At 57.0% G+C, this 20345-nt stretch carries 19 protein-coding genes; 12 read left to right on the forward strand and 7 right to left on the reverse strand.

Annotated features, from left to right (window positions below):
• Positions 1–88: 88 nt before the first annotated feature.
• Complete coding sequence (locus tag IT971_RS16735; RefSeq protein ID WP_065701674.1) at positions 89–892, forward strand: DUF3800 domain-containing protein; 804 nt, start codon at positions 89–91, stop codon at positions 890–892.
• 148 nt (positions 893–1040) lie between these two features.
• On the opposite strand, the gene IT971_RS16740 is transcribed toward IT971_RS16735, so the two are convergent.
• Positions 1041–2147 carry an IS30 family transposase gene (locus IT971_RS16740; RefSeq protein ID WP_196871082.1) on the reverse strand — a complete coding sequence of 369 codons (1107 nt, stop codon included), beginning with the start codon at positions 2145–2147 and terminating at the stop codon, positions 1041–1043.
• Between the two features lie 135 nt (positions 2148–2282).
• On the opposite strand from IT971_RS16740, the gene murG reads away from it, so the two are divergent.
• Genes murG through IT971_RS16765 form a run of 5 tightly spaced genes read left to right on the forward strand, consistent with a single transcriptional unit; the run spans position 2283 to position 7655 of the window.
• Positions 2283–3482 (forward strand): undecaprenyldiphospho-muramoylpentapeptide beta-N-acetylglucosaminyltransferase, encoded by a 1200-nt coding sequence (gene murG, locus IT971_RS16745; protein WP_082822636.1) that lies wholly within the window; start codon positions 2283–2285, stop codon positions 3480–3482.
• Between the two features lie 11 nt (positions 3483–3493).
• Positions 3494–4903, forward strand: a complete 1410-nt coding sequence (gene murC, locus IT971_RS16750) for a UDP-N-acetylmuramate--L-alanine ligase (RefSeq protein WP_063095125.1) — start codon at positions 3494–3496, stop codon at positions 4901–4903.
• 39 nt (positions 4904–4942) lie between these two features.
• Positions 4943–5887 (forward strand): UDP-N-acetylmuramate dehydrogenase, encoded by a 945-nt coding sequence (gene murB / locus IT971_RS16755; RefSeq protein ID WP_063095123.1) that lies wholly within the window; start codon positions 4943–4945, stop codon positions 5885–5887.
• Complete coding sequence (locus IT971_RS16760; RefSeq protein ID WP_063095121.1) at positions 5884–6798, forward strand: D-alanine--D-alanine ligase; 915 nt, start codon at positions 5884–5886, stop codon at positions 6796–6798. Before murB ends, IT971_RS16760 begins: the two co-directional genes overlap by 4 nt.
• Positions 6786–7655: a cell division protein FtsQ/DivIB gene (locus IT971_RS16765; protein ID WP_063095118.1), complete on the forward strand. Its 870-nt coding sequence runs from the start codon at positions 6786–6788 to the stop codon at positions 7653–7655. Before IT971_RS16760 ends, IT971_RS16765 begins: the two co-directional genes overlap by 13 nt.
• A 118-nt stretch (positions 7656–7773) precedes the next feature.
• Here the strand turns inward: IT971_RS16765 and IT971_RS16770 are convergent, their stop codons facing one another.
• Positions 7774–8745 carry a 2-hydroxyacid dehydrogenase gene (locus IT971_RS16770; protein WP_196871083.1) on the reverse strand — a complete coding sequence of 324 codons (972 nt, stop codon included), beginning with the start codon at positions 8743–8745 and terminating at the stop codon, positions 7774–7776.
• 108 nt (positions 8746–8853) lie between these two features.
• A complete protein-coding gene (locus tag IT971_RS16775; protein WP_063095114.1) occupies positions 8854–9615 on the reverse strand; it encodes a GntR family transcriptional regulator in 762 nt (253 codons plus the stop codon).
• Positions 9616–9787: 172 nt separating this feature from the next.
• Here IT971_RS16775 and IT971_RS16780 point away from each other — a divergent pair, with 172 nt between their 5' ends.
• The 6 genes from IT971_RS16780 (at position 9788) to IT971_RS16805 (ending at position 15757) form a co-directional block, all read left to right on the forward strand.
• On the forward strand, positions 9788–10813 hold the full coding sequence (locus tag IT971_RS16780; protein WP_037992147.1) for a TRAP transporter substrate-binding protein: 1026 nt from the start codon (positions 9788–9790) through the stop codon (positions 10811–10813).
• A 62-nt stretch (positions 10814–10875) separates the two neighbouring features.
• Positions 10876–11403, forward strand: coding sequence for a TRAP transporter small permease subunit (locus tag IT971_RS16785; protein WP_063095112.1), 528 nt, complete (start codon positions 10876–10878; stop codon positions 11401–11403).
• On the forward strand, positions 11393–12697 hold the full coding sequence (locus IT971_RS16790) for a TRAP transporter large permease subunit (protein WP_037992146.1): 1305 nt from the start codon (positions 11393–11395) through the stop codon (positions 12695–12697). Before IT971_RS16785 ends, IT971_RS16790 begins: the two co-directional genes overlap by 11 nt.
• A 19-nt stretch (positions 12698–12716) precedes the next feature.
• A complete protein-coding gene (locus IT971_RS16795; protein WP_063095110.1) occupies positions 12717–13916 on the forward strand; it encodes a mandelate racemase/muconate lactonizing enzyme family protein in 1200 nt (399 codons plus the stop codon).
• 24 nt (positions 13917–13940) lie between these two features.
• The gene (locus tag IT971_RS16800) at positions 13941–14708 is read left to right on the forward strand and encodes an SDR family oxidoreductase (protein ID WP_063095105.1); all 768 of its coding nucleotides are present in this window, start codon (positions 13941–13943) and stop codon (positions 14706–14708) included.
• 11 nt (positions 14709–14719) lie between these two features.
• Entirely contained in the window at positions 14720–15757 is a 1038-nt protein-coding gene (locus IT971_RS16805; protein WP_063095103.1) for an L-idonate 5-dehydrogenase, read from the forward strand.
• A 528-nt stretch (positions 15758–16285) separates the two neighbouring features.
• Here the strand turns inward: IT971_RS16805 and IT971_RS16810 are convergent.
• Genes IT971_RS16810 through IT971_RS16825 form a run of 4 tightly spaced genes read right to left on the reverse strand, consistent with a single transcriptional unit; the run spans position 16286 to position 20280 of the window.
• Entirely contained in the window at positions 16286–17332 is a 1047-nt protein-coding gene (locus IT971_RS16810; RefSeq protein WP_065701675.1) for a LacI family transcriptional regulator, read from the reverse strand.
• Positions 17333–17369: 37 nt separating this feature from the next.
• The gene (locus IT971_RS16815) at positions 17370–18479 is read right to left on the reverse strand and encodes an ABC transporter ATP-binding protein (protein WP_063095099.1); all 1110 of its coding nucleotides are present in this window, start codon (positions 18477–18479) and stop codon (positions 17370–17372) included.
• A 29-nt stretch (positions 18480–18508) separates the two neighbouring features.
• A complete protein-coding gene (locus tag IT971_RS16820; RefSeq protein ID WP_007089754.1) occupies positions 18509–19387 on the reverse strand; it encodes a carbohydrate ABC transporter permease in 879 nt (292 codons plus the stop codon).
• Positions 19387–20280 carry a carbohydrate ABC transporter permease gene (locus IT971_RS16825; protein WP_063095095.1) on the reverse strand — a complete coding sequence of 298 codons (894 nt, stop codon included), beginning with the start codon at positions 20278–20280 and terminating at the stop codon, positions 19387–19389. Before IT971_RS16825 ends, IT971_RS16820 begins: the two co-directional genes overlap by 1 nt.
• Positions 20281–20345 lie beyond the last annotated feature (65 nt).

Genomic DNA, 20345 nt, shown 5'->3' on the forward strand with positions numbered 1-20345 from the left:
ATTGTTCATGCGTCGCACGAATGAAAGTTTGTGCACGCTTTCCGAGGCCCACGTTCATCGTGGGTCTTCGTGTTTCTGGGGGAGACACATGACCTACATCGCCTATCTTGATGAATTTGGTCATATCGGCCCCTACGTTTCCCGCATCCATCCACGATATAAAGAAAGCCCGGTTTTTGGCCTCGCAGGTTTGATATTGCCTGCATCAGAAGTCCGATCTTTCGGTACCTGGTTTTTCCAGAGAAAACAGGAATTGCTGGATTGGGAAATAAAGCGGGCGGGAAAACACCCGGCAACGTGGGAGAAAAAAGGCGCTGCCCTCTACACCCTGCGCAATATCTCAAAGTATCCGGAACTCCGGCATTTCACCAACCGGCTGTTCAATAAAATTGAAAATATCGGTGGCAAGGTATTCTTTGTCGGAACAGAAAAAACCGCATCCCCCGAAGAGCATGAACCCAACCGGCTCTATATTTCCATCCTCCGCGAAGCCATAAAACGCATCAATCAGTTTTGCGAAGATGATTGCCCGTCAGGAACCTCTTTCCTGCTGGTCCTTGATGAACATGACCAACGGGATGCACTCGTCACCGCTGCTGCTCAAGCAATGTATAATACTGACGACCCACGCCGCAGACTGATCGAGCCTCCTTTTCAGGTTGAAAGCAATCGATACCAGACATTGCAGGCGGCCGACTGGATTGCGGCTCTGGTGGGGCGTCTAGGCGCCTGCTGGGCGGAAAGCGGGCAATATGAAGATTGGACACCGATACGCAATTACTTCGAAGCCCGCATAAACCGCGTCGCGGTTCGAAGCGGCATCAGGACAGGTGCAGCGGCTAGCTTCATTGACAAAGAAGCCAATGAAATCGCTAAAACACTCGAAAGCTAGCTTCTTGCTCCCCTATTCACTGAAATTTCGTCTTATTGGCAAACCTGACCTGAAAACTGGATTCCCGCCTGCGCGGGAATGACAAACTTGGGGTTCACTTCCCAACCACAAGAACCACCGTCACTCCCGCGAAAGCGGGAGGATGGACTCACACTTGAAGTGCAACATGTTTGACCTGCTCAGAGAATAGCTCGGCAGGGGTTTTGAAGTTAAGGCACTTTCTCGGTGTATTGTTGTATTTTGCAACCAGCTCATCAAGCTGCTCCTGTGTGATACTTGCAAGATCGGACTTTCTCGGCAGAAAACGACGCAACCGGCAAATGGCATTTTCCACGCCGCCCTTTTGCCAGGGAGCATGCGGATCGCAGAAGAAAGTCTCGATCCCCAGCCTGCTTTTAAGCTGATGGTGCAAGGCAAATTCGGTACCGTTGTCAAACGTGACCGAACGCCGGATCGCTGGAGGTAAATGCCGGAACTGCCCCAGCAAGCTGTCGAGCACCGGACGAGCTGCCTTGTTCGGTTGACGCGTGATCCGTGTGAAGCGCGATCTGCGCTCATGGGTCACCAGAACCGCCTGTCCGTAGCGACTGAACAGCATCAGGTCGGCCTCCCAGTGACCGGCTTGCTTGCGTGTTCCGGCTTCCGATGGTCTCTGACTGACCGGGACCCGGTCGCGGATACGATCCACCGGGCTTCCGCCGCGTTTGCCAAGGCGTCCCCTGCGATGCCGGGCACGCGGCAACAGCCGGTGCCAGTAATCTTTCTGGGCACTGCGATGATAGATAAAGCGATAGATGGACTCATGACTGATGACTGTGCCACCCTGTTCACGCGCCAACCGGCCAGCGATCTGTTCCGGCGACCATCCCATCGCAAGGCAATCCCGGACCTTTTGCTGCAATGCCGGTTGGCGCGCCAGTTTATGACGACAGTCCCATCGCCGTCGCCTCAAGGCCAGACCATGGGCCCGGGCAGGCTCGTAACCGCCATCCCAGACCTTGGTCTTCCGGCTGTTTCTGTGAAGCTCACGACAGATTGTCGATGGGGCGCGCCCCATCGACACGGCTATCGCCCGAACGGATTTCCCCGCCCGGTGCAGGCGGTAAATCTCTATACGCTCGTCAAGGCCGAGCTGCCTGTATTCCTGTCCCATCGCAACACCAACTATAACTGATGTTGCACTTGTGGTGTGAGTCTCCGGAGTCCATCGCGCCACAGGCTCGGTCTCGCCTGCCCCATCAACCGAGCCCCACATCCCAAAACCTCAAAACCCACCAATCCACCCTCAAAAAAACGACAAAATCCTCCCCTACAAACGCCCGCGCTTGAAGGGATGTTAACCTTTCTCGGGTTCTGATAGGGGCAAACCGTCGTTGCATATGTGGATCTGATGACCGACATCCAGAATATTGAAGTTTCCCCGATGGAACACCCGTTGGCAGGACAGGTGATCGCCCTGACATCGGGCGGCACCGGCGGCCATATGTTTCCGGCGGTTGCACTGGCGCGCGCCCTTGTCAGGCGCGGCGCGCATGTGCTGTTTTTTACCGATGCCCGTGCATCGCGCTATACCGAGGGGGTCGAGGGGGTTGAAACCATCATCCTGCCGGCGGGCGGCATTGCCGGAAAGGGTCTTAAGGGCCGTCTGACCGGTGCACTTCGCCTTGGCCTTGGCACGATGAAGGCCAGATCCCTTCTGAAAAAATCCCGCCCCGCCGCGGTCATCGGCTTTGGTGGTTATGCCTCCATCCCCGCCACCCTGTCGGCCAAGTGGCTTGGCATTCCCTTTGCCATTCATGAACAGAACGCGGTGCTGGGCCGGGCCAACCGGATGGTTGCGGGGGCGGCACAGCGCATCGCGACATCCTTCCCGACGGTCAAACTGATCGCGCCAAATGACGAAGCCAAGGTCATCTGGACCGGCAACCCGATCCGCCACGAGGTCGCCGCGCTTGCCAGCACCGAATATGACGCCCCGACATCCGAGGGCCCGGTGCGCCTGCTGATTACCGGCGGGTCGCAGGGCGCGCGCGTTCTGTCCGAAATCCTGCCCGCCGCACTGGTCGCCCTGCCGCGTGATTTGCGCAACCGCCTGATCGTGACCCAGCAGGCCCGCGAAGAAGACCTTGAGGCCGTGCGCAAAACCTATGAGGGTTCGGGCATTGATGTGACCCTGGCATCCTTTATCGATGACATCCCCGAACGTCTGCGCGACTGCCATCTGGTGATTGCGCGTTCCGGTGCCTCCACCGTCGCCGAACTCACCGCAGCGGGTCGTCCGGCCCTTCTGGTGCCGCTGCCAAGTGCGATTGACGATCACCAGCGTTTCAACGCCCAGCAGGTCGAAGAAGCAGGTGGCGCGTGGCTGATGTCGCAGGACCGGTTTACAATCGAAATTCTAAGCGAGCGTTTGACCAAGCTTCTGCAAAACCCGGCCGCACTCACCCGTGCTGCCAAGGCTGCCAAGGCCACCGGTCGCCCCAATGCCGCCGAACGGCTGGCCGACATGGTGCTGGATCTGCTGGGGCTGAACCCGGCCGGTAGCCCCGATAATGATAACATGACAAAGAAAGACCCCCAGAAGGTATGAGGAGACACTCCATGAACACCCTGCCGCTCAACATCGGCACCATCCATTTTGTCGGTATTGGTGGCATCGGCATGTCCGGCATTGCCGAAATCCTGCACAACCTTGGTTACACCGTGCAGGGATCGGATATTTCCGACAATGCCAATGTGCAGCGCCTGCGCGATCTGGGGATCAGGGTTTTCGTCGGCCATCAGGCCGCCAATGTCGAAGACGCCAAGGTGGTGGTGATCTCCACCGCTGTCAAACCCGACAACCCCGAAGTCGTCGCCGCACGCGCCGATATGATCCCGGTGGTTCGCCGCTCCGAAATGCTGGCCGAACTGATGCGGCTTAAGGCCGCGATTGCGGTTGGCGGCACGCACGGCAAAACCACCACCACCTCGCTGGTCGCGACCATGCTGGACGCTGCCGGGCTTGATCCGACCGTGATCAATGGCGGCATCATCAATTCCTATGGTACCAATGCGCGCCTTGGCGATGGTGACTGGATGGTGGTCGAGGCCGATGAGTCTGATGGCACCTTTGTTAAGGTCCCCTCGACCATTTCGGTCGTGACCAATATCGACCCGGAACATCTTGATCACTGGAAAAACTTTGATCAGCTGCGCGAGGCGTTCAAGAACTTCGTTCAGAACATCCCGTTCTATGGCTTTGCCGTTCTGTGCATCGACCATCCCGAAGTCCAGGCCCTGATCGGCAAGGTCACGGATCGCCGCATCTTTACCTTTGGCTTCTCCCCACAGGCCGATGTCCGTGCGGTTAATGTCCGCACCGAAATCGGCCAAAGCACCTTTGACGTCGTCATTCGCGAACGCGTCGATAGCGCCGAACGCGTGATCAGGGATGTCCGCCTGCCGATGGTTGGCGATCATAACGTGTCAAACTCGCTGGCCGCGATCACGGTCGCCCTCGAACTTGGCATTCCTGACGATAAAATCGTCTCCGCCTTTGACGGTTTCACCGGCGTCAAACGCCGCTTTACCAAAACCGGCGAAGTTGATGGTGTCACCATCATCGATGATTACGGCCACCACCCGGTCGAAATCAAGGCGGTGCTGAAGGCCGCCCGCAAGGCAACCGAAAACAACGTGATCGCCGTGGTCCAGCCACACCGCTATTCACGCCTGCATGACCTGTTCGAGGAATTCTGCACCTGCTTTAACGACGCCGACAGCGTGATCGTCGCCGACGTTTACGAAGCTGGCGAAAGCCCGATTGAGGGTGCCACGCGCGACGCACTGGTCGAAGGGCTTCGCAATCGCGGCCATCGCCACGTTGCCGCCCTTGAAGGGCCGGAATCACTGGCAAGCATGATCGCCAAAGAAGCCAAACCGGGCGATCTGGTCGTCTGCCTCGGTGCCGGATCGATCAGCGCATGGGCCAACGCCCTGCCCGCCCAACTTGAAGCGCTTAAGAACTGAGACTGAACCGAAACCTGAAACGGATTTGACGAGTTTGTCATGAGCACGCCGGGACATCACACACCGCTTATTGATCGCCTGCCAAAGGTGCGCGGCAAGCTGCGCGAAGGCGCACAATTGTCCAAGGTCACCTGGTTTCAGGTCGGCGGCCCGGCAGATGTGATGTTCCGCCCGGCTGATGAAATGGATCTCGCCGATTTCATCAAAAACCGCCCGGCCGAAATTCCGATCACCGTCATCGGGGTCGGATCAAACCTTCTGGTCCGTGATGGCGGCATTCGCGGGGTGGTCATCCGCCTTGGTCGGCCCTTTACCGATGCCATCATCAAGGACGGCGAAATTCATGCCGGGGCCGGTGCGCTTGATCTCAACGTCGCGCAAATGGCGCGCGACGCCGGGATTGCCGGGCTGGAATTTCTGTCTGGCATTCCGGGCACGATTGGCGGCGCGCTTCGCATGAATGCCGGGGCCTATGGCGCGGAAATCAAGGATGTTCTGGTCAGCGCCAATGCGATTGACGGCAATGGCGACCTTCATACCGTCACCGCCAAGGCGATGGATATGACATATCGGCACTGCGGCCTGCCCGAAGACTGGATTTTCACATCCGCCATCCTGCGTGGCAGGCCGGGCGACCCGGCCGAGATCACCAAACGCATGGATGAAATCCACGAAGCCCGTGCGGTATCACAGCCGATCAAATCGCGCACCGGCGGATCGACCTTCGCCAATCCCCTGCCGGATCGCGCATGGGAAGTCATTGATGCCGCCGGGTGCCGGGGGCTGACGATTGGCGGCGCACAGATGTCGCCGCAACACTGCAATTTCATGATCAATCTGGGCAATGCCACCGCCTTTGATCTCGAAGAACTCGGCGAAACCGTGCGCGAGCGCGTGAAAAAACATTGTGGCGTCGATCTGCGCTGGGAAATCCGGCGCATCGGCGACCGACTGGGACACTCGATCATAGGAAAAGACGCATGAGCAAGCATGTCGCCGTCATTTATGGCGGCTGGTCCGCAGAACGCCCCGTTTCCCTGTCCTCGGGCACGGAATGCATCAAGGCGCTGCGTGAAAAGGGCTATCGCGTCACCGAAATCGATGCCGGTCGTGATCTCGCCGCGCAGCTTGCCGCCATCGATCCCAAACCCGATGTCGTGTTCAACGCCCTGCATGGCCGCTGGGGCGAGGATGGCTGCGTGCAAGGGTTGCTTGAAATCATGGGCATTCCCTATACCCATTCCGGTGTGCGCGCATCCTCCATCGCCATGGATAAAATGTCGGCCAAGGCGATGTTCATGGAATATGACATCCCCTGCGCCCGCCACGTCTGGGTCTCGCGCGATGAAATCGCCTCGGGCAATGCCCTGCCCCCACCCTATGTCCTGAAACCCAATAACGAGGGGTCTTCTGTCGGGGTGGAAATTATCCTGACGCCGGAGGAAGAACAGAACATGCTGGCGCGTGAATGGATGCATGGCGATGGCGTGATGCAGGAAGAATTCATTCCCGGCCGTGAAATGACCGTCGCGGTCAAGGATGGCAAGGCGATGGAAATCATCGAAATCATGACCGGCAATCACGCCTTTTATGATTTTGAGTCAAAATATGTCGCGGGCGGCTCGGAACATATCATCCCGGCCGATATCCCCGGCGACCTTCGCGCCAAAATTCAGGATTGCGCCGAAAAGGCCTATCGTGCGCTGGGCTGTCGCGGGATTGCACGCGCCGATTTCCGTTATGACCCGGCCCATGACCGCGTCGCGATCCTTGAAATCAACACCCAGCCCGGCATGACCCCGACATCGCTTGTCCCCGATGCCGCCCGTCACGACGGTCTAAGCTTCGCCGACATTGTCGCCTGGATGGTCGAGGACGCCTCATGCGAGCGTTAGGAACCCTCGAAGAACAGGCGCGCGAACGCCGCGAGAAGCTTCAACAGCAGCACGGCGTTGGTGCCAACCTGAAAAAACTGGTGCGTGTTTTCTGGTGGTCGAGCCTCACGGCCCTGCTGATCGCCGGGCCCTTTGCGCTGTGGTATACCGGCAAGGCCGAAAAATGGTATGCCGTCGCCGAGGTGGAGGCGATCCGCCTTTCCGCCGAATTTGGCATGACGGTGAAAAACATCGAAGTCCGGGGGCGTGAAAAGACCGACCCCGAAGCCCTTCTGGCCGCCATCGGCCAGAAACCCGGCACCCCGATTGTCACCTTTGATGTCGATGCCGCGCGCGAACGCATCGAACAGCTTTCCTGGGTCCGCAATGCGATTGTCGAACGCCGCCTGCCCAACACCCTGATCGTCTCGATCACCGAACGCCAGCCGGTCGCCCTGTGGCAGACCGATACCGGCCATGTGGTGATTGATGCCGACGGGGCGCAGCTTCAGAATTATGAACTGGGCGATTATCTTGACCTGCCGGTCGTGGTCGGCGCGGACGCCCCCGAACATGCCAGCGAAATGCTCACCACGCTCAAATCCATCCCGCGCCTGTTTGACATGGTCAGCGGCGCACAGCGCATCGGCAACCGCCGCTGGAACATCCAGCTTGCCAACGGCATGTTCATCCGCCTGCCCGAAGAAAACATCGACAAGGCCTGGGCCCGCCTCGATCAGCTTGATCAGGAACATCACATCCTGTCACGCGACGTGCTGATCGTCGATCTGCGCCTGCCTGATCGCACCTTTGTCCGCCTGACCCCCGGTGCTGCCGAACAACGCCGCAACCCGCCAAAAAAAGGTAACGCGGCCTAAGGCCGCGCACCGTTTTCTCTAACAAAAGACCCGGAGCAAAAGGGCGGCTTCTGCTCCGGGGATAGCCGGTCGGTCGAAAATCAACCGTCCGGCCGGTGGGCGATGCGGTCAAACGACCTTATTTTGCAATCCGATTGACTGGTGCCAATCCCTGACAGATACGGTTGACGTTATCTGCCATGACATTTCTGCGCCGTTCAATCGTGCCATGGGTCCAGCCCGACATGTGCGGCGTCATTGTAATGTTGCCGAGCTCATGAAACGGCAGGCGGGAGGGATAGGTCACCGCGTCCGGTCCGCCCGGATACTGGTACCATGTATCAATAAAGGCATGTGCGATCAGGCCGTCTTTTGATGCCCCAAACAGCGCCTCTTCATCAACCACCCCACCGCGGCCGACATTCATGAAAACCGCAGTCGGCTTCATGTTGGCAAACGCCTTGCCATCGACAAGGCCGGTCGTGTTGGCCGCCAGCGGCAGCGTATTCACGACAACATCCACATGCGCCAGCATTTCCCTGAAATCATCAATGGCATGAAACGCATCGATCTGGCTCTGATCCTCAGGGCGGGAACGATTGGCAACATGCACATTCATGCCAAACGCCTTGGCGCGTTGAGCAATCGCCTTGCCGATATGCCCGTAACCCAGAATACCGATTGTGGTATTGCCAAGCTCCGTTCTCATGCCAGATGGGCCACCCGCCCAGTATTTCCAGTCCCCTTTGCGCAAACGCGCGTCGGCATCGCCAAGCGGAACATGACGCGACAGCAACGCACACATCGCATATTCCGCAATCGCGATCTCATGCCCGAAACAATTGCAAAGATCGGCATCCACCGGCAGGTCCGAAACTCGGATGCCGTCATAGCCCGCACCCGGCACCTGATAAAGTTTCAGGTTACGCGGCGTTGGAAAACTGTCATCAAACCTGATACCGATAATGACATCCGCCGTGGCATAGGCTTCGCGATCCGCCTCACTGCCAAGATGATCGGGCAACAGAACAAGCTCATGCGCCGTATCAAGCAATTCGGCAAAACCGGGATGAAAAGTCGAGGCATTCGCCCCATGGAACACGACCTTCACGAAATCCTCCCACATATGGTTATTATTTTTGCGGCTTGATATTTTCTGATATTTCACAAAATTTCAACAGGAAAATCGCAAAACCCTATTGGCCCTCCGGCCCCTATCTCAAAATGGATCAAAGTCCTGCGTCACGTCAAAAATGCTCGGCGCGATACTGCTTTCAAGAACCGGGAACATCGCATCCACAAACTCGATCAGCTTGTCCGACGCAACCAGTGCCTCATCCTTTTTGCCCTCGACAACCGCATTCAGAACATCCAGATGGCTGTCGATGGTCACGTCAAGCGACACCCCATCATCCGTCTGCGTATGATAAATCCACCCCAGACGGCGGAAAATCGTATGCAGGGGACGCAAGGTATATTCAAGAAACGGCTCGCCGCAGGCCGCCAGCATCATCTGATCAATCCGGCGGTCAAATTCGTTGAACTCGACAATCGTCATCTTGTCGCGATGCGTGGTCAAAAGCCCGATCAGGTGGCGCATCTGACTTCTGTGCGACGTACTCGCCCGCGCACTCGCCAGCGACACGACAAACCTTTCCATATCGCGGCGCAGCCGCAACAGCAAATGGGTGCGCGTCAGGTCAATCGGCGCAATCTGGATGCCCTGGCGGGGCTGAATGATCATAAGGGTATCGGCTGACAGGCGCGTGACCGCCTGATGAACCGGCGTGCGGCTGATACCGGTTGCGGTTTGCAAATCCTGTATGCGCAGATAACTGCCCGGCTTCAATTCACAGGTCACGATAAGTTCTTCAAGCTTGTTATAGGCAAGCTCGTTTAAGTTTTTGCCCCCGCCCGATCCCGTTTTTCCCGGCTCGGAAGAATCGCCTGAAATGGCCTTATCTTTCTGTTTCGGTGCCATTATTTCTCTCTGTAATTTCATAAAAAGTCACAATATATTTGTTTTTATTCAATACCATATATACACATTCCCATGGATGGAAAAGTAAAACCTGTTGAAGTTCCCGCTTGATACATGTTACTGATGTTTCGTGAAATATCACAACATGTCACATAAGGGAGGAACCAACGACATGAAAAAACTAACAAAAACATTAACCGCCTTGGCCGCCACCGGCTTTCTGACCTTCACCACCTCACAGGCCTTCGCGGCCGACCCGACCCCGCTGCAATTCCAGACACATCACAACGCCTCGTCATTGCAGGGCAAGGCACTGTTGCGGTTTGCCGACCTTGTCAAAGAATATTCCGATGGCACGGTGCAGATCGAAATGCACACCAGTTCGTCGGTCGTCAATTCGAACGAGGCCTTCGAAGCATCCAGCATGGGCATCATTGACGGTGACGCAACCGGTGCGGGCTATATCACCGGCAAAAACCCTGCCTTCCAGTTCTATGGCGACATCATGGGCGGCTACAGCACCCCGGAACAGCTTCTTGGCTGGTACAAGGATGGCGGTCTCGACCTCGCAAACGAGCTGTATCACAAATTCAACATGCATCTTGTCGGTGTGTTCATCGCAACCCCCGAGTCATTAAGCTCAACCACCCCGCTTGCCGGGATCAATGATCTTAAGGGCTGGAAATTCCGCTCGCCTCCGGGCATGGAATCCGAAATTTTCCAGAAACTTGGCGCAGGCCCGGTTGTGATGCCGTTTGGCGAAGTGTTCACCGCCATGTCCACCGGCACGGTTTCGGGGGCCGATGCCTCCACACTCGCCGTGAACAAGAAACTCGGCCTCTATGACATCGCCAAATACGCGACCTATCCGGGCTTCCATTCCATGCCGATCGAACATATCGCGATTAATCTGGAAAAATGGAATGCGCTGAACGACACCCAGCAAAAGGCAATGCAGGACGCCATTGCAACGATTGCCCCGGAAGTCATCGCAGAATCAAACAAGCTTGATCAGGAAGCCGCCAAGGAACTGACCGAGGCCGGCGTCACCCTTGAAGACTGGAGCAACGAAGACCGTCTGGCATTCCGCAAGGCGGCACAGGACGTATGGGCCGACTGGGCAACGCGGAGCCCCGAAGCCAAGGCGGCCTATGACGCACATATCGCCTACATGAAGAAAAACGGCATCCTCGACTAACCAGCAAGTCCGTCATTCTGATCCTCGGGGGTTTCCCCCGGGGGCTTTTCTGGAGGTCCGCGATGCAGGCAACCCCGAAACGCGTGCGCAGCTTTCAATTCGTCGTCGCACTATTTTCCCTACTTCTTTTGATCATTGTCGGGGTGACTTTTTACGAAGTCATCGCACGCTACATATTCAGAACCCCGACAATCTGGGCCAATGAACTGGCCTTGTGGCTCTCGGCAATCCTGTTTCTGGCTGCGGGCCTCTATGCCATGCAAAGAGACCAGCATCTCAGAATTACCGTCCTCTATGACGCAAGCCCCGCATGGCTCCAGCGCATATTCGATCTCATCACGCTGGCCTGCTGCCTGACATTCTGTCTGGGCATTGCATGGTTCGGCGCGCCCAGTTCGTGGCAATCCCTGATGAATTGGGAACCGTTTGGCACGGCGTGGAACCCGCCGATCCCGGCAACGGTAAAGCCGCTCATTGTTCTGACAACCGGTTTGATGGCGCTCTACGGGATCATCAACTGCGTCAAAAGGTTCCGTGGCATCCCCGCAGACACCGCAGAATCAGTCACGGAGGACAACCGTGTCGATTGAACTCATTTCCATTATCCTCGTCGGTGGCGTCTTTGCCCTGATGGCGCTGGGTGTTCCGCTGGCTTTCGCCGCCGGGTCGCTTGCCGTCCTTGTCAGCTATCTTAAATTCGGTCCGGCGGTCATCGCACTTGCCCACAAAACGGTTTACGGGCTTGCGACCGAATATTCGCTGCTGTCCGTACCGCTTTTCATTCTGATGGCAACCCTGCTGGAACGCTCCCGGCTGGCACAGGATCTTTACGATGCCCTGTTCAAGGTTTTCGGGAATCTGAAGGGCGGCGTTGCGACCGTAACCCTGATCATTTCCGTTTTCATGGCCGCCATAAGCGGCATCATCGGCGGCGAAATCGTTCTGCTTGGTCTGATTGCCCTGCCACAGATGATGCGCCTGCAATATGACCGGAAACTCTCCATCGGGATCATCTGCGCGGGCGGGTCACTCGGGACAATGGTGCCGCCTTCGATTGTCCTGATCATTTACGGCCTGACCGCCGATGTCTCGGTGCAAAAGCTCTTTCTGGCGTCCTTCGTACCGGGCTTCGCGCTCGCCTTTGCGTACTTTGCCTATATCTATATTCGCTGCACGCTTAATCCGGCCCTGACCCCAAAGGCACCGGAAAAAACCGAGCCCTTCACAAAACAGGATTTCTTACGCGGCGTTCTGCCACTACTTGTCCTGATCGGCATCGTTTTTGGCTGCATCTACGGTGGGGTGACCTCCATTACCGAGGCCGCGGGCATCGCGGTTGGCGTCTCCATCCTTATCATCGCCCTGCGATCCGAACTGAACATAACCATGCTGTGGCAGGCCCTGACACGCACCCTGCAATCCTGCGGGATTATCCTGTGGGTGACGTTTGGCGCGGCATCGCTGATTGCCATTTACAATCTTTCGGGCGGCCAGCGCTTTGTCACCGGCATGATCACCGGTCTGGATATCGCACCTGTTGTCACGATCATGCTGATGATGGCGATCTTCATCGTACTCGGGCTGTTCATGGACTGGATCGGCATCCTGCTTCTGACCATTCCGATCTTTGTGCCGATCGTCACCCAGCTTGGCTATGACCCGGTATGGTTCGGGGTGCTTTTCTCGCTGACCATGCAGGTGGCATTCCTCTCGCCGCCTTTTGGTCCGGCTGCTTTCTATCTCAAAAGCGTCGCCCCGCCGGAAATCACCCTTCAGACGATTTTCGCGTCTCTCTGGCCTTTCATGCTCATTCAGATCGCCTTCCTGGCGCTGATGCTCACCTTCCCGTCCATCGCGCTATGGCTCCCGGAAATACTCAATTAATCTGAATTCGGATAAGAAAATGAAGATCACAGCAATCAAAACCTACCGCGTAGACGAATTTGCCAATGTCCTGTGGGTCCATGTCGAAACGGATGCGGGCATTACCGGCCTTGGCGAAACCTTCTATGGTGCCGGTGCTGTCGAAGCACACATTCACGACACGCTGGCCGGACGCCTGATCGGGCAGAACCCCCTTCACATCGAAGCCCTGCACAAGGAAATGGTCAACCTGCCGATGGCACAATCATCGACGGGCGCGGAATATCGTGCGGCATCCGCCATCGACATTGCCCTTTGGGATATCTTTGGCAAGGTCTGCGACCAGCCCGTCCATCAGATGCTGGGCGGTTTGTGCTGGGATAAAATCCGGATTTACAACACCTGTGCCGGCTATCGCTATGTCCGCACCAACAATATCAAACCCGTATCGAACTGGAACCTTGGCGAACCGGAAGGCCCCTATGAGGATCTGGACGGTTTCATGAACCGCCCCGCCCAACTGGCCGAAAACCTTCTGGAATCCGGCATCACGGCCATGAAAATCTGGCCATTTGATCCGATGGCGGCCGAAACACGCGGCCAGTACATCACCGCCGAACAGATGAAAAAGGCGATCCGTCCCTTCGAAGAAATCCGCAAGGCCGTGGGCGACAGAATGGAAATCATGGTGGAATTCCATTCCCAATGGAACCTGCCGACCGCCAAGAAGATCGCCCGCGAACTCGAACAGTTCAGCCCGACCTGGTACGAAGACCCGATCCGCATGAACTCGCCGCAGGCTCTGGCAGAATTTGCCGCATCCACTGATGTCTGGACCTGTGCCAGTGAAACACTGGGATCACGCTGGCCCTACAAGGATATGCTCGACCGTGATGCAACCCATGTGGTCATGGTTGACCTGTGCTGGACCGGCGGCCTTACCGAAGGCAAGAAAATCGCCGCCCTGGCCGAAACATGGCATCGCCCGTTTGCCCCGCATGACTGCATCGGGCCGGTTGGTTTTGCCGCCGCCATTCACATGTCGTTCAGCCAGCCAAACACCCTCATTCAGGAAAGTGTCCGCGCCTTCTACAAGGGTTGGTACAATGAACTGGTCACCGCCGTTCCGAAAATCGAAAACGGCTATGTCTATCCGATGGAAGGCCCCGGCCTTGGTGTCGAATTGCAGAAATCCTTCTTTGATCGCAGCGACCTGACCGTCCGCGAAAGCAAAGCCTGAAAATAAAAGCCCGTTGGAGGAAACATGTCTCTCGAACTTTTCTCGCTCGCCGGTAAAACAGCCCTCATAACCGGCTCTTCCCGCGGTCTTGGTCGCGCCTTTGCCGAAGGTCTGGCTGCCGCCGGGGCCACCGTCATCCTGAACGGCACCAATTCCGAACGTCTGTCGCAGGCCTGCAAGGAAATGTCTGATGCGGGTATGAAAGTCGATATGTCCCTGTTTGACGTCACCGACGAAGCCGCAATCAGGGCCGCCTTTGACCGCTTCGATACGTCCGGTATGCAGATCGACATATTGATCAATAATGCCGGTATCCAGTTCCGCAAACCCATGCTGGAACTCGACACCGCCGACTGGCAGCGCGTGATTGATACCAATCTGACATCCGCCTTCATGATTGGCCGCGAAGCCGCCAAACGCATGGTCAAACGCGGGCATGGCAAAATCGTCAATATCGGATCACTGACAAGCGAACTGGCACGTGCCACCGTCGCCCCCTACACCGTCGCCAAGGGCGGCATCAAAATGCTGACCAAGGCGATGGCAGCCGAATGGGGCGAACACGGCCTTCAGGCCAACGCGATTGGTCCGGGTTACATGCTTACCGACATGAACGCGGCGCTGACATCCAACCCGGAATTTGACGCCTGGGTCAAGGCACGCACCCCCGCACGCCGCTGGGGCCGGCCTGACGAGCTGATCGGTACGGCGATTTATCTCTGCTCGGATGCGTCGAACTATGTGAACGGTCAGATCATCTATGCCGATGGCGGCATGATTTCCGTTCTTTAAGGTGATCTTAGATGTACTCTGTTGTCATACATTCACCCCATGACCTGCGTGTCGATCAGATCGACCAGCCCGGCGCACCGGAACCGGGCACGATAACCGTTCAGATCGACAAGGGCGGCATCTGCGGCTCTGACCTGCACTACTATCATAACGGCGGTTTTGGCACGGTTAAAATCCGCGAACCGATGGTTCTCGGGCATGAAGTCGCCGGTACGATCATTGCCGTTGGTCAAAACGTGACCGGCCTTGCCGTTAATGACAAGGTCGCGGTCAATCCCTCCATGCCATGCAACCAATGCCAGTATTGCCGCGCGAACATGCGCAACCAATGCACCGACATGCGTTTCTTTGGCAGCGCAATGCGCTTTCCCCATCAACAGGGCCTGTTCCGCCAACAGATCAACCTGCCCGCCGAACAACTGGTCAAACTGTCCCCCGACATCAATATGGAACACGCCGCCTGCAGCGAACCCTTGGCCGTCTGCCTGCATGCGGTGCGTCAGGCCGGGGCACTGTCGGGGAAAAAAGTCCTCGTTTCCGGTTGCGGTCCCATCGGCTGCCTGACCATTCTGGCCGCCGCCCATTCCGGGGCGCACTGGATTACCGCGACCGACCTGTCAAAGGCCGCCTTGGATATTGCGGCAAAGGCAGGTGCCAATAGCTGCATCGATGTTGCCCGCAATGCCGATGCCTTCAAAACGCTCGGCATGAACAAGGGCACGCAGGATGTGGTCTTTGAATGCTCCGGCAGCCCGCAGGCGCTTGCCAATGCATTCGACGCGGTCAAACCGGGCGGCACCATCATCACGGTCGGCCTTGGCGGCAATGGCGAACTCCCGCTCAGTCTCGCCGTCACCAAAGAAGTCAGAATGATCGGAAGCTTCCGCTTTGATGCGGAATTTGCCCAGGCCGCAGAACTGATTGACCGCAAGGTCATTGACGTTTCACCGATCATCAGCTCGGTGCTGCCCTTCCGGGACGCCAAAACCGCCTTCGACCTTGCCTCTGATCGCAGCCAATCCATGAAAGTACAACTGGATTTCGGCTGACGGCTGACCTATTCGTCCGCGCGCCCCTATCGCCGCGCGGATCACCGGGGCGGGCAAGACACCTCGATAACCTTGCCCGCACTCGCTGCAACGATCTATCTCGGGGCAAAGATGCAGGCCATACGCACGCGACCGCGTTAAACAGCATTCACAGGTGCGCAACACACTTGTCGCCCCCGCCCGCTCGCCCCCATCTTTGTCTGCCTGATCTCGGGCCACCAACAACACCTCAACCCACCAAAAAAGGTAACTCTGCCCCACGCTACATGCCCTGCCCGCAAAGCACCCTGAATAAATCCTCATACAAATAATATTAATGGCGGATTTCCGGGATTTATCTGGCAGGTTGGGGCTGAAAACCTGCCTGAAATGCCGGTTTTGAAAATCAATTCCTCATACAAATAAAAACGCTGTTTTTACGCTTTGCCGGGCCGATGATTCACGCCCGAAAAGCGATTAACAACCAAAAATGAATAATCGATCTTATTTTTCACTTTAAATGAATAATAAGTCCGGGAAATCGGCCGCTTAAATATCGTTGCGCCAGACCGGGATCGGCGCGCTCAGCGATTGCAGATTTGCCCCTTCCCGCCCCTCGATCATGTCCAGCAGATGGGTCGCCAATTGCTGCCCCGCCACGATCAGATCCTCCCGCAAACTGTCGATCCGGGGCCGGGTAAAGTTCAGCAAATCCGACGTTTCCTTGGCGATCACATCGATGTCCCGCCCGACATCCATCCCCGACTGGATCATCCCGTCAATCAGCGCCATCGCACACAGCTCGCTGCCGCAAATCACCCCGTCGGGCACATAATCCTGATAACGCAATGCCATGCCGGCCTGGCGCAAAACCTCGCTGCTGCTATCAAGGTCTATCCCGCCAAGCACCTGAAAAGGCACAGCTTCTGCCTCCGCCACCGCGGCAAGCCCGGCCAGCGTTTCCTGATAATATGAAAATTCCGACGGCGGCGAAAGCAGCGCCAGCCGCCTGCGCCCCCGCGCAATCAGACGCCTTGCCGCCATCTCGCAAAACGCCCGGTTATCAAAATCGTGATAGGCATGACCCGGTGCCGAAAGACACCGGCCATGCGCCACAAACGGCAGTCCGCTTTGGCTCAGGGCCTGCACCCGTTCATCATCGGGCCTGATATGGGTGATGATCACCCCGTCGGCAGCCCGGGTATTAAGCACATATCGCACCGGGTCCATCGGGTCATCGGCACGTGATTGTGGTGTTACAACAAGGTGATAGGGCGTACCGCGAATGACATCGGAAATGCCGACAATCAGCCGTCTGGCAAATTCCGGCACCTTGTCGGTCTGATCAAGGATCAGGCTGATAACATTGGTTTTTCCCGTCCGCAAACGCACCCCGGCCCGGTCCGGGTGATAGCCGATGGCATCTGCCACCTTGCGCACGCGCAGCTTGGTTTTCGCACTGATATCATGCGCATCCTTAAGCGCGCGCGACACCGTCGTCACACCAAGACCGGTCATTTCCGCAATGGTTTTAAGGGTCGGCCGGGTTTGGGCGGCGGGGCGCTCAACCTTCCCGGCAAGATCGTGATCAGACAGTTGTCAAAGCCTCCGTGGGGTATTCCAAGGTCAGGACCTAGCGCAGTCTTACGCCGCTTTCGGGGTCAAAAAACACAACTTTTTCAAGGTTGAACACAAGTTCGGCATGGCTGTTGGCCTGCCCGCTCCAGTCCTGATGCAGGCGGGTCACCACCTCCTTGCCGCCCAGCGACGTGATGGCAAAAATATCCGCCCCGGCCGGTTCAACCACATCAATCCGGCACGATGCACTGACCGCCTGCTGCCCGTCGCGCACCAGTGCCCGGTTATCGGCATCGGTGATCGCCTCGGGCCGGATGCCGACAATGACTTCCTGCCCGTCCCGCGCCCGGACATCCGCGGGCAGTTGTTGAAATTCAAGCATCAGCGGCTCTTCGCCCGCCCGCGCCATTTCAACCGCACTGCCCCGCACCGTCGCCGGGATCAGGTTCATCGCGGGCGATCCCATGAAATCGGCAACAAACAGGTTGGCCGGATCGTTATAAATCTCGGCCGGGGTGCCGTATTGCTGAACAATACCGTCCTTCAGGACCGCGATCCGCGTGCCCAGCGTCATGGCTTCGATCTGGTCATGGGTGACATAGACAATCGTGGTGCCGAATGTCTGATGCATGCGTTTGATTTCGGTGCGCATATCGACGCGCAGCTTGGCATCAAGGTTTGATAACGGTTCATCAAACAGGAAAAGCTGCGGATTGCGCACAAGCGCACGGCCCATCGCAACGCGCTGGCGCTGCCCGCCCGAAAGCTGGCCGGGCTTGCGATCCAGAAGATGTTCGATCTGAAGCGTCTTGGCGACCTCGGCGACCTTGGCGGCGCGCTCATCCTTTGGCATGCCGCGCATTTCAAGGCCAAACGCGATGTTCTGCCCGACATTCATGTTGGGATAAAGCGCATAGCTTTGAAACACCATCGCGATATTGCGCTCCGACGGCGGCAGATCATCAATGACATTGCCTGCAATGCGGATTTCCCCGGTCGTCAGCTTTTCCAGCCCGGCAATGGTATTAAGCAAAGTCGATTTGCCACAGCCCGACGGCCCGACAAGCACCAGAAAACCGCCTTCTTCAACATCAAGCGTAATATCGCGCAGAACCTTGATCGGACCGAAACTTTTGCACACCTTGTCGATTTGCAGAAAGGACATGATAACTTCCCTGTAAGTCTTTTTATGAGCTAACCCTTGACCGCACCGGCCATCAGTCCGCGCACGAAATAGCGCCCGGAAACGATGTAAACGATCAGTGTCGGAAGGGCGGCAAGAACCGCACCGGCAAAGTGCACATTGTATTCCTTGACCCCGGTCGAGGATGAAACGAGGTTGTTGAGCGCAACCGTCATCGGCATCGAATCAAAATCGGCAAATGACGCCCCGAACAGGAAATCATTCCAGATATTGGTAAATTGCCAGATCACAGTCACCACAATGATCGGCCCGGAACTGGGCAGAAGAATACGGGTAAAGGTCCGCCAGAACCCGGCCCCGTCCATCTTTGCCGCCTTGATCAGCTCGTCTGGGAACGCCGCGTAATAGTTACGGAAAAACAGCGTGGTAAAGCCAAGACCGTAAACCACATGCACCAGAACCAGCCCGCCGGTCGTGCCTGCCAGACCAATCATGCCCAGCACGCGTGCCATCGGGATCAGGACGATCTGAAACGGGATAAAACAGGCAAACAGCATCAGCCCGAAAATGATCTTGTCCCCCGGAAACCGCCATTTGGTCAGAACATACCCATTCAGCGCCCCAAGCCCGGTCGAGATGGCGACCGCCGGTACAACCATCATGATGCTGTTGATGAAATAGGGTTTAAGTCCCGTCGGCTCGACCCCGATCTGGGCCTGTGACCACGCGGTAAGCCAAGGCTCGAAGGTGAACATTTCGGGGAACGACATCATGTTTCCGCCCCGGATTTCATCAAGCGTCTTAACCGAATTGACCAGCATCACGAATAGCGGCAGCAGGTAATAAACCGCAAACAGGATCAGGACCGCATAAAGGGCCGCCCGCAACAGCTTTCCGGTGCCAAAGGAGGATTGTGTTGAACGCGACATCAGCGGCGCTCCCGAAGTTCGGAATAAAGATAGGGCACAATGATCGAGGCAATCATCGCCAGCATGATCACCGCCGACGATGCCCCAACTCCCATCTGGTTTCGCGTGAAGGTATAGGAATACATGAACGTCGCGGGCAGCTCGGTCGCCCGCCCCGGCCCGCCATTGGTCAGCGCAATGACAAGGTCATAGGCCTTGATCGCCAGATGGGCCAGAACCACAAAGGCCGACAGGAACACCGGGCGTAATTGCGGAATGACGATACGGGTATAGAGGCTCCATCGGCTGGCACCATCCATCTGGGCGGCCTTGAGGATTTCAGTGTCAATCCCGCGCAAACCCGCCAGAAACATCGCCATGACAAAACCCGACGATTGCCAGACCGCCGCAATCACCACGGTATAGATCGCCATGTCGCGATCCTTGATCCAGTTGAAGGTAAAGCTTTCCCACCCCCAAAGATGCATGGTGTTTTCAAGACCAAGCCCCGGATCAAGAAACCATTTCCATGCCGTGCCGGTGACAATGAAGGACAGCGCCATCGGATACAGATAGATCGGGCGCAAAACGCCTTCGCCGCGAATTTTCTGATCCAGCAGGATCGCCAGAACCAGCCCCAGCACCGAACAGATCGCAATGTAAAGAATACCGAAAATCGCAAGGTTTTGCAGGGCAATCAGCCAGTTTCGCTGCCCCCACAGATTGGCATAGTTGCCAAATCCCTCAAGCTCGTAGGAGGGCAGCATCCGGCTGTCGGTCAGCGACAGATAGCCGGTGTAAATGATAAATCCGTAAACGAATAAAAGGATCAGAAACAGGCTGGGGCTCAGCACCAGACGGGGCAGAACCTCCCGCAGGGTTGCCTGTGCCTTGCCGGGCAAGGATGATTGCATGGGTGATGCTCCGCACTTTGTCCGGCGGCCGGGATGCTATCCGGCCGCCGGTTTCGTTTTTGGTC

The sequence above is a fragment of the Thalassospira sp. B30-1 genome (genome assembly GCF_015767575.1).
GTDB lineage: Bacteria > Pseudomonadota > Alphaproteobacteria > Rhodospirillales > Thalassospiraceae > Thalassospira > Thalassospira xiamenensis.